This window comes from Aeromonas finlandensis, assembly GCF_000764645.1.
Lineage (GTDB): Bacteria > Pseudomonadota > Gammaproteobacteria > Enterobacterales > Aeromonadaceae > Aeromonas > Aeromonas finlandensis.
The window spans coordinates 1-10929 of the sequence record NZ_JRGK01000093.1; the positions used below are offsets into that span (position 1 = coordinate 1).

The window sequence follows — 10929 nt, forward strand, 5'->3', positions numbered from 1 at the left end:
GGTAATCATCCTTGCCCTGCTCGATAGGGGTATCTTTGTTCTTGCCGATATTAATGCCGATCACCCCCTGATATTTGGCCTCTTTTACCTTAGCCACCAGATGATCCACCCCCTTGTTGTTGAATCCCATCCGGTTGATGATCCCCTCTGCCGGAATAACCCGGAACAGGCGAGGCTTGTCATTGCCGCTTTGGGGTTTGGGGGTGACGGTACCGACCTCGATAAAGCCAAATCCCATGGCGCCCAGCGCGTCAATGCACTCCCCATCTTTATCCAGACCGGCCGCCAATCCCACCGGATTGGCAAAAGAAAGCCCCATAACAGTGACGGGGCGTTTCGGCAAATTCTGGCGGAAGAAACAATCGAGTGGCGTACCGAGAAGGCGGGGCAAATATTTCATGGAGAGATCGTGAGCCTGTTCCGGATTGAGCTTGAACAGGAAATGCCTTGCGATGGGGTACAACATCTTTGCTCCTTAAAGAAAGCCCCGGCAACTGGCCGGGGCTTTGGGTGTAATGCCGGTGTTATGCCTTAATCTGGCAATTAAAGTGCCCGGCAATTCAACTGGAGCAGGTTCAACTCTCGCAAGGCCACCGAGAACTTGGCGAACTCGTGGGTACTGGTGGTCTTGAAGTCGGCCAACATATGGGTCCAACGGGACAAGAGTTGCTCATGCTCCGAAATCCAGTCGGCCAGTATGGTAGCGCATTCTCCCTGATCTTTGCACCCTTCCAGTACCACAGAAGTGAGACTGCGTTGCTGCCAGTCCAGATCTTCGCGGAAAGAGGCCCGCGCCATCGCCTGCCAGTGGTTGCCAACCGGCTGATGGTTGATCTGCTCGAGGAACCAGTGCAGATCCAGTTTGGCCCCGAGGCGATAGTAGACATTGGCGGCGCGCAGAATGTCGGTCTGGTGCTCCGCGGCAATCTGCGCCAGATCCAGGCTGGAGAAGAGGCTGCTCATATGGGCGATCTGACGGGCAATGGCCTCAGGCACCTGTTTCTCCATCCACTTGGCAACAGCCTGACGATGCTCTGCCACTTCGCTCTCATCCATCACCTCGTAGAGGTGTGTGCCGAGGGTCTCGAACGCCGGACGGAAGAAGGCGATGTTCTCGCTGATGCTCCAACTGCGATTGCGGGCGCGCAGGAACCAGCGGGTGGCGCGGCGCACGATGCGGCGGCTGTAGAACATCAGCTCGAGCTGGGTCTGGGCACCCACCAGGTTGTCGCACCCTTCGATATCGCGCCACAACTGGTTCATGCCAAACACTTCGCGGGCCATGGCAAAGCAGCAGGCCACTTCCGCCACAGAGGCGCCGGTCTCGTCCTTCATCCGGCTGGCGAAGTTGAGCCCCATGTCGTTGACCAGCATGTTGGCCACCCGGGTCGCGATGATCTCGGAGCGCAATGGGTGATCGGCCAGCTGGGCACCAAACTGCTGCTGCACCTTGGCCGGGAAACTGGTGACCAGCATGTTGGCGAGGAAGGGCTCGTCGGTCACTTCCGGGCAGTTGAGCTGCTCTTTCAGGACCATCTTGCCGTAGGCCACCAGCACCGCCAGCTCGGGACGGGTCAGCCCCTGCCCGGCCGCCATCCGCTCGGAGAGCTCCTCATCGGAGGGCAGGAACTCGAGCGCCCGGTCCAGCTTGCCTTCCCGCTCCAGCCCCTGAATAAAGCGCTGCTGCTCTTTTAGTTGTTCAGAACCGCGGAAGCTGGTGACCGAGATGGACTGGGACTGGCGATAGGCGTTGGTAATAACGATCTGCGCTACGTCGTCGGTCATCTCGTAGAGCATCTGATTGCGTTGCTTGAGGGTCAGGTCCCCTGCGGCCACCAACTGGTTGAGCAGGATCTTGATGTTCACCTCGTTGTCGGAGCAATCCACCCCGCCCACGTTGTCGGTAAAATCGGTGTTGATGCGACCGCCCTGGCTGGCGTACTCCACCCGACCGAGCTGGGTAAAGCCGAGGTTGCCCCCCTCGCCGACGATACGGGCCCGCAGATCGCGACCATTGACCCGCAGTGCGTCATTGCTGCGATCGCCCACTTCCCCATCGCTCTCGCGAGCGCTCTTCACATAGGTGCCGATACCGCCGTTCCACAGCAGATCGACGTTGAGGCAAAGCAGTGCCTTGATCAACTCGTTCGGGGCCATGCTGGCCTTGTCGCTGCCAAGCAGGGTCTGCATTTCGGGGCTGAGCTTGATGGACTTGGCGGAGCGCAGGAAGATGCCGCCCCCCTGTGATATCAGCTCGCGGTTGTAGTCATCCCAGCTGGAGCCCGGCAGATCGAACAGGCGCTGGCGTTCGACAAAGCTCTTGGCCGCATCCGGAGTGGGATCAACGAAGATGTGCATGTGGTTGAACGCGCCCACCAGCCGGGTGTGCTCGGAGAGCAGCATGCCGTTGCCGAACACGTCCCCCGCCATGTCGCCAATCCCGACGCAGGTGAAATCAGTGGTCTGGCAGTTGACGCCAATCTCGCGAAAATGGCGCTTGACCGACTCCCAGGCACCGCGGGCGGTGATGCCCATCTTCTTGTGGTCGTAACCGACCGAGCCGCCGGAAGCGAACGCATCGCCGAGCCAGTGGCCATACTCGAGGCTTATTTCGTTGGCGATGTCGGAGAAGGTGGCGGTGCCCTTGTCGGCAGCGACCACCAGGTAGTAATCATCCTCGTCGTGGCGCACCACGGATGTCGGCGGGATCACCTCGCCGCCGATGATGTTGTCGGTCACATCGAGCAGGCCGCGGATAAACAGGCGATAACAGGCCTTGCCCTCCTCCTGAATGACGGCGCGGGCTGCCCCCACCGGCATCTGTTTGCAGTAGAAACCGCCCTTGGCCCCCACCGGCACGATCACGGTATTTTTGACCTGCTGGGCTTTCACCAGCCCCAGCACTTCGGTGCGGAAGTCCTCTTTGCGATCGGACCAGCGCAGGCCGCCACGGGCCACCTTGCCCCAGCGCAGATGCACCCCTTCCACCCGCGGCGAGTAGACGAAGATCTCGAACTTCGGCAGCGGCAGCGGCATGTCGGTGATGCTGGAGGGAGCCAGTTTGAAGGAGATGTAGGGCTTGATGTTGCCCGCTTTGTCCAGCTGGTAGTAGTTGGTGCGCAGAGTGGCGTCGATCATCTCCACATAGCGGCGAATGATGCGATCGTCATCCAGGTTGGCTACCTGATCCAGCTTGGCGGCAAGCTCCTCGTGCAGCTTGGCTTCTGCCTTGGCGTCCTGCTTGCCGGCCGGATCGAGACGCTGTTCGAACAGGGTAAACAGCAGCTGGGCGATATCGGGGTAACGGGTCAGGGTCTCTTCGATATAGGACTGGCTGAAAGATACGCCAGTCTGGCGCATGTATTTGGCATAGGCGCGCAGCACAGAGACCTGACGGCCAGTAAGGCCCGCCCCCAGCACCAGCCGGTTGAAGCCATCATCTTCCAGCTGCTTGTTCCAGATGGCGGCAAAGGCCTGCTGGAAGCGTTGCTGACTCTGGGCCAGATCAAAGGGCTGCTCGCCGTGCAGCAGCATGGAGAAGTCGAGGATCCAGAACAGATCGCCACTCGGAGTACGAACCTGATACGGGGTCTCGCCGATCACCCGCAGCCCCATGTTCTCCAGCATCGGCAGCACGTCGGAGAGGTGAATGGGCTCGGTGCGATGGAACAACTTGAGTCGTACCCGACGGTCGTTCTCCTCCTCCTGCGCGCGGTAGAATAGCATGCCCAGCGGTTCGGCTTCGCTCAGGTTATCAAGCGCCATGATATCGGCCACGGCAGAGCCCGGCAGCACATCTTCCTTGTAGGCACGGGGGAAAGCAGTGCTGAAACGGCGGCGCAGCTCGTTGCCACGGGCCTCGCCATAGTGGGAGAGCAGCACGGAGTCGAGTCGGTCGTCCCAGCTGCGGGCCGCTTCAATCAGGTTGTTTTGTACTTCGTTCACATCCACATCCACGTTGTTGTTGTTGACCCGCACTATGTAGTGGGTCCGCGCCAGCACGCCTTCGGTGAAGTAGACGTTGAACTCCACCTCTTCGTTGCTGCCAAAATATTTCTGCAAAATTTGCTGGGTCTTGATCCGCAGCGCGGTGTTGTAGCGCTCCTTGGTGACATAGACCATGCAGGAGAAGAAGCGACCGTAAACATCCCGACGCACGAACAGCCGCAGCATGTCCCGCTCCTGCATCTCCAGCACGCCGAGACCGGTGGCCAGCAGCTCCTCTTCGCGGGCCTGGATCAGCTCATCGCGGGGATAGGTTTCCAGCACGTTGAGCAGCGCCTTGTAGGCGTGGGAGCCCCTCTCGTGTCCGGAGGCGGCCATGATGTGTTCGAGGCGATGGCTGATGAGCGGGATCTGGGTTGCGCTGGTGTTGTAGATGGAAGAGGCGTAGAGACCGATGAAGCGATCTTCCCCCACCACCTTGCCGTGCTCGTCAAAGCGCTTGATGCCGATGTAATCCACATAGGCCGGACGGTGCACCCGGGACTTGCTGTTGGATTTGGTGAGGATCAGCAAGTCAGAGCTCAGGGCGGCATGACGGGCGCTGGCAGGCATGTTGCCAAGGCGCTGACCCACCTCCTTGATGGAATTCTTCATCAGGCCCAGGCTGGAGCTGGCCTGCGGCAGGATCTCGTGATCCCCCTCCACCGCCTTGACGTCGTAACGACGATACCCCATCAGGGTGAAGTTGTGGGCAGCCACCCATTTAAGGAAAGCGACGCAAGAGGCCACCTCCTCCTTGCTCACCGGACTCTTGCGCTTGGGCAGCTCGTCGATGATCTCATTGAGCTTGGCCAGCATCGGCTGCCAGTCGCCGACCGCCAGCGCCACTTCACCGGCCACCGAGTTGAGCTCGGCAGCCAGTGCGGCCATCTGCTCCTCGCTGGTAAGGTGGTCGATCTCGATAAGGAATGCCGTTTCAACCGAGGTCTGCCCGTCGGTGTTGTCGAGCTCCAGAATGGCGCCAATCTTACCATCCGCGCCACGAATGAGGTGCAGCGGTTGGTGCAGCATCATGTGGGCGGTGATATTGAGTCGCTTGAGCGCCATCCGGATGGAGTCCACCAGGAAAGGCGAATCCTGCAGGATCACCTCGACAATGGTATGGGGCGATTGCCAACCGTGACGGGTCAGCTCGGGATTGTAGACCCGGATGTAGGGGTCGGTACCGCTGCGCTGATTGAATGCATTCCACAGGCTCAGGGCTGCACCGTAGAGATCGCTGTCATTGCGATCGTGCAAGTCGGAGCTCGCCATGTTGCCGTAAAACTTGGCAACGAAGCGCTCGACCAGAGAGGCACTGTTTTTGGGCAACTTCTGATGGATCAGGCTGAGAACGTTTTCGAGCAGAACTGAGGTAGGGGCGTCTTTCAATGCCATTTTTATATTCCTTATCGGACGACATTAACCACCGACGCAGAGGCAACCACCCTGGTTACCCGCTGGTGCAGAGTTGTTGCGAAGTGTAATGGCTTGGATAAGGGAAGGCGAGGAAAGGTGCTAATGAGATGTTAAAAACAAGGTGCAGATCACGGCTTAAACTGTGAGAAATTTTGCAAATAACAAAAAAGACAGAAATTCCCACTACCTTTGTGCCAGTTTGCCGGATAGATAGTGACACAAAGCAGATAAACAGTCGGTAATCTGTTCGTTTTTTGTTAATTTATGCGTTCGAGACTGATAAAGCGGTAATCATCCTGCGTTTTCAGCCGAAAGTAGCCATGAACACCATTGATGGCGACAAAGGGCCGAATTTTTTCTATGCCAAGTTCCAGGGTCAGCCCCTGTTCACTGCGCACCACCAAGCGTCTGGCATGGCCCTGATACATCAGCATCACCTCGTCGCTGCTCAATGAGAGCCGAAAAGTAAACTGCTTCACACTTGCTCCTGATCACACGGCAAACCACACAATGGGGGCAGGTGCATTCACGCCCCTGCCCCGTTGACACTTACTGCTGCAGTGCCTTGCTTACCTTCTCGAACAGATCCCGTGCCAGCCCCTCAAGGTTGGCCAGACGGGTCAGCTCGGCGCGGATAAGGGCCTTGCGCGCCTCATCCAGTCGCTTGAACTGAATGAGTGGAGTGATGAGGCGAGATGCAACCTGCGGATTGACCTCATTGAGCTCGATCAGCAGGTCGGTCAGGAAGCGGTAACCGCTGCCATCCACCGCATGGAACTGCACCTGATTGCTCATGGCGAAGCTGCCGATCAGCGCCCGCAGCCGGTTCGGGTTGCGAATGCTGAAGGTGGGGTGACTCATCGCCTGTTTCACTTCGCTCAGCACATCGGCAGCCGGTTTGCTGCCAATCAGCCGCAGCCAGTTGTCCAGCACCAGTCCATCCTTGGCCCACTTGCCTTCGAAATCGGCCAGCAGCGTGGCGCGACATGGCAACAGATAGCCGTTGGCCACCTGCAACGCCGCCAGGGTGTCGGTCATGTTGTCGGCAGTTGCATACTGCTCGCGCACCAGCGCATCGGCATGCTCCGCGTCCAGCGCCGCCAGATAGCCGAGCACCACCCCTTTGAGGGCCCGCTTGGCCATGTGGGCGTGCACCACCTGATAACCATTCAGACGCAGGCTCTGATAGGTAGCCGCCAAGCGCGCGCCAAAGGCCTCGGCAAGACGGGTGTGGATCGCGTCGCGCACCTGATGGATGGCATCGATATCGGCCACCTCGAACAGCTCGGCCAGGGTCGCCTCACCGGGCAGCGCCAGCAGCTCCGCCTTGAGGGCCAAGTCCAGCTCGCTGTCGTCCAAAATGGCGACAAAGGCGGCCAGCAGGGTCTGGGAGAGCTCAACCCCCTGCCCGTGCTGTACCCGCGCCACCCCTTCGATGACCGCCTTGTTGATCAGCATCTGGGCCGCATCCCAGCGGGCAAACTCGTTGCGGGCATAGCGCATCAGGAAGGCGAGCGCTTCATCGCTGTAGTCATAGTGCAGCTTGACCGGCGCGGAGAAGTCCCGCAGCAGGGAGGGAACCGGCTTGACCGGCACCTGATCGAACACGAAGGTCTGCTCTGCTTCCAGCACATCGAGCACGTTGCCGATGGCCTTGCCCTGATATTGCAGCGCAATAACGGCACCTTGTTGGTCATAGAGCTCAATGTCGAGTGGGATGTGCAGCGGCAGCTTCTGCGGCTGATCCTGAGTCGGCGGGGTATGCTGGCTCACATGGAGGCGATAGATACCACTGGCGGCATCGTACTCGTCAGTGACGGTCAGTTCTGGCGTGCCGGACTGGCTGTACCAGCGGCGGAAACGGCCGAGATCCACGCCGGAGGCATCCTCCATCGCCTGCACGAAATCATCGCAGGTGGCGGCCGAGCCGTCGTGACGCTCGAAGTAGAGACGCATACCGGCCTGGAATGCATCTTCTCCCAGCAGGGTGTGCATCATGCGGATCACTTCCGACCCCTTCTCGTAGACGGTCAGGGTGTAGAAGTTGTTCATCTCGATCACCACATCCGGACGGATGGGGTGCGCCATGGGGCCGGCATCTTCGGCAAACTGCGGGCCGCGCACGGTACGCACGTTGTTGATGCGGTTGACGCCGCGGGAGCCCAGATCGGAGGAGAACTCCTGATCCCGGAATACCGTCAGCCCCTCTTTCAGGCTGAGCTGGAACCAGTCACGACAGGTGACACGGTTGCCGGTCCAGTTGTGGAAATATTCGTGACCGATCACCCGCTCGATACCGTGGTAGTCGCTGTCGGTGGCAGTAGCCGGATTGGCCAGCACGAATTTGGAGTTGAAGATGTTGAGCCCCTTGTTCTCCATGGCGCCCATGTTGAAGAAGTCCACCGCGACGATCATGTAGATGTCGAGATCATACTCAAGGCCGAAACGCTGCTCGTCCCAGCGCATGGAGTTGATGAGGCTCTCCATGGCAAAACCGGCGCGGTCGAGGTTGCCCTTGTCGACGAAGATCTCGAGGGCCACCTTGCGGCCGCTCTTGGTGGTGTAGTGACTGCGCTCCACATCGAAATCACCGGCAACCAGCGCAAACAGGTAGCTCGGTTTGGGGAAAGGATCCTGCCACTGCACGAAGTGGCGACCGCCATCCAGATCACCGCTATCGACCTTGTTGCCGTTGGAGAGCAGGAAGGGGAATTGAGCTTTGTCGGCGGTAATGCGGGTGCTGTAACGCGCCAGAATGTCGGGGCGGTCCAGATAGTAGGTAATGCGGCGAAAGCCCTCCGCTTCACACTGGGTACAGTAGGCATCGCCAGACTTGTAAAGCCCTTCCAGCGCGGTGTTGGCGGCCGGATCCAGCAGGGTGACGATAGTCAGCACACATTCGGCAGGCAGGTTGAACAGGGTCAGACTGCTCTCGCCTTGCTCGTAGTGGTCATAGGGAATGCCATCAATGGCAACGCTCTTGAGGGTCAGCTGCTCGCCATCGAGGATCAGCGGCGCATTGTGCTCGCCGTTGCGGCGAATGCGGGTGATGGCGGTGACTTGGGTAAGCGGCTCCTGCAGTTGGAAATCGAGGTCGATGGTATCGATCCAGTAGAGCGGCGCCTGATAATCCTGGCGATATTTGGCCGTCATGGCCTGGGAGTGATCGGTCATTATTGTCTGCTTCCACGCTTGTTAAAGGCGAGAAAGAGGCTGTCACAACCAACTGGCGGGGTCAAACAATTTGCATTACGTCAGATACGCCAGACAAAAAGAAAGGGCGACCCGAGTCGCCCTTGTGCATTATGGATAGCCTTGTCAGCTGCGTTTGCTGACCTTGGCCAGATCCGCCGTGATATTGGCCGCTTCGATGAGATACTCATCGGGCGCTTCAAAATCAGCGGGCAGTTCATCCAGACTCTTCACCGCCTGCTTGCCAAGACGTGCCAGACGCTCGTTGGTACGTTTGAGCGCTTTCTCATCCTGTTTCGCCTGCTCTGCAACACGCTCAGCCTCGTTGAGGGAGACCGACTTCTTGTCTTTCTCCTCCTTGTAGTCGGCGATGTCCTGCATCACATAGGCAAACTCGGGATCCTTGGCGATCCGGGCATCGTGCGCTGACTTCAGCTTTGATAGCTGGCTGGCGAAGTTGCCGAGCTTCTCGTAGTTGGCGGAGGCAATCTTGTCCCACGGCAAGGCGTTGAACTCGCGGCTCTCACCCGTCTCTTGCGGCGCAACCGGTGTCGGGAAGCTGATATCCGGCGCAACGCCCTTGTTCTGGGTGCTGCCACCGTTGATCCGGTAGAACTTGGCGATGGTGTACTGCACGTGACCCAGCGGCTGCTCGTAGAAGTCATAGACCTTGGCGAGGCTGCGATGCTGCTGCACCGTCCCCTTGCCGAACGAGTTTTCACCCAGGATCAGGGCACGACCATAATCCTGCATGGCAGCAGCAAAGATCTCGGAGGCCGAGGCGCTGTAGCGATCGATCATCACCGACATGGGGCCGCCGTAATAGACGTTGCCATCGTCATCGCCATTGACCGTGATACGGCCCATGTGATCACGAATTTGCACCACGGGACCACTGCCGAAGAAGAGACCGCTCAACGCGGAGGCTTCGGTCAGGGCGCCACCGCCGTTACCGCGCAGATCGATGATCAAACCATCGATCTTCTTCTTGTTCAGGCTGGAGAGCTCCTTGATCACGTCGTCGTGCAGATTGACGTAGAAACTCGGGATCTCGATGACGCCAATCTTCTTGCCTTCGGCGTTAATCACCTTGGACTTGGCAGCCCTGTCTTCAAGGCGAACCTTGTCGCGGGTCAGCTCGATATGCTCGGTCTTGGCGGTTGCACCCTTGCCACGCTGGATCTCCAGCTTGACCTTGCTCCCTTTTGGCCCCTTGATGAGCTCGACCACGTCATCAAGACGCCAGCCGATCACATCGACAATCTTGCCATCTTCCTGCCCTACCCCGGTGATCTTGTCATCGGGCTTCAGATTGTTGGATTTAGCAGCCGGGCCACCGGGTACCAGAGAGCGGATAACGGTAAAGTCATCTTCCGCCTGCAACACGGCGCCAATCCCCTCCAGCGAGAGGTTCATCTCGGTGTTGAAACGATCGGCACTGCGCGGTGAGAGGTAACTGGTGTGCGGTTCGATGGCGCGAGCGAAGGAGTTCATGAAGAGCTGGAAGACATCTTCGCTCTCGGTCTGGGACATCCGCTTGATGGCGTTGTTGTAACGCTTGCCAAGCAGCTCCTTGATCTCGGGCCACTCCTTGCCGCTGAGCTTGAGGCTCAGGGCATCGAACTTGACCCGCTGACGCCATAGCTCGTTGAGCTCTGCTTCATCTTTGGGCCAAGCCGCCCCTTCCCGATCAAACACATAGTTGTCGGTCTGGGTAAAATCGAAAGGAGTATCAAGCAGTTTGAGGGCGTATTCGAACCGCTCATAACGCCGCTGCTGACTCAGGTTGAACATCTCGTAGGCGGGTGCCAGACGGCCTCTTTCGAGGTCGGTGTCAAAACCGTTACGGTACTTTTCAAAACGGCTGATATCAGAGGCCAAAAACAGGTTACGGCTGTAGTCCAGATTCTCCAGATACTTGTCGAAAATCACGGAGGAAAAGGCATCGTCCAGCTTGAACTGTTTGTAGTGCGAGCGGGTAAACAGATTGGTAATTCGCTTGCTGGCCGTAGCATGTTGGCTCTCTTGAGCCAACACAGGCAAATCACTCTCCTTGAGCACCGGCTCGATGGCCTGTGCAAGCCCGGCAAGCGCCAAGCTACAGGCAACGAGGGAAAAACGAATTACGCCATGCTTCAACATTTGTCTCCTTAGAGAACCAAGTGCTCTGATTTGACCCGCACCATCATGCCGGTCTGCAGTTGGACCTGTACATCGTCCTTGGTTACTTCCTTGATGGTTGCCGGAACCGGGAATTTACCCATAACGACGCGCACATCCTGGCCCACTTTCAGCGTAGCGGCATCCACTTTAACCAGCGGAGCATCTGCAACC

Annotated in this window: 5 protein-coding genes and 1 pseudogene; all 6 read right to left on the reverse strand. The window is 58.5% G+C overall.

Features of this window, described 5'->3' with window-relative positions; translation table 11 throughout:
- Positions 1–466, reverse strand: a 466-nt coding sequence (pyrD, locus tag LD28_RS0109975) for a dihydroorotate dehydrogenase (quinone) (RefSeq protein WP_033136821.1), incomplete at its 3' end; no start/stop codon positions are given.
- 77 nt (positions 467–543) lie between these two features.
- Positions 544–5382 carry an NAD-glutamate dehydrogenase gene (locus LD28_RS0109980; protein ID WP_033136822.1) on the reverse strand — a complete coding sequence of 1613 codons (4839 nt, stop codon included), beginning with the start codon at positions 5380–5382 and terminating at the stop codon, positions 544–546.
- Between the two features lie 278 nt (positions 5383–5660).
- The gene (locus LD28_RS0109985) at positions 5661–5882 is read right to left on the reverse strand and encodes a DUF2835 domain-containing protein (RefSeq protein WP_033136823.1); all 222 of its coding nucleotides are present in this window, start codon (positions 5880–5882) and stop codon (positions 5661–5663) included.
- A 70-nt stretch (positions 5883–5952) separates the two neighbouring features.
- Complete coding sequence (pepN, locus tag LD28_RS0109990; protein WP_033136824.1) at positions 5953–8577, reverse strand: aminopeptidase N; 2625 nt, start codon at positions 8575–8577, stop codon at positions 5953–5955.
- A gap of 144 nt (positions 8578–8721) precedes the next feature.
- The gene (prc, locus tag LD28_RS0109995; RefSeq protein WP_033136825.1) at positions 8722–10737 is read right to left on the reverse strand and encodes a carboxy terminal-processing peptidase; all 2016 of its coding nucleotides are present in this window, start codon (positions 10735–10737) and stop codon (positions 8722–8724) included.
- Positions 10738–10745: 8 nt separating this feature from the next.
- A pseudogene (locus LD28_RS0110000) lies at positions 10746–10929 on the reverse strand (RNA chaperone ProQ); the annotation flags it as partial.

Bases quoted from the DNA above. Each gene is read 5' to 3' on its own strand.
- pepN (WP_033136824.1), bottom strand. From the start codon at position 8,577: ATGACCGATCACTCCCAGGCCATGACGGCCAAATATCGCCAGGATTAT.
- LD28_RS0109980 (WP_033136822.1), bottom strand. From the start codon at position 5,382: ATGGCATTGAAAGACGCCCCTACCTCAGTTCTGCTCGAAAACGTTCTC.
- prc (WP_033136825.1), bottom strand. From the start codon at position 10,737: ATGTTGAAGCATGGCGTAATTCGTTTTTCCCTCGTTGCCTGTAGCTTG.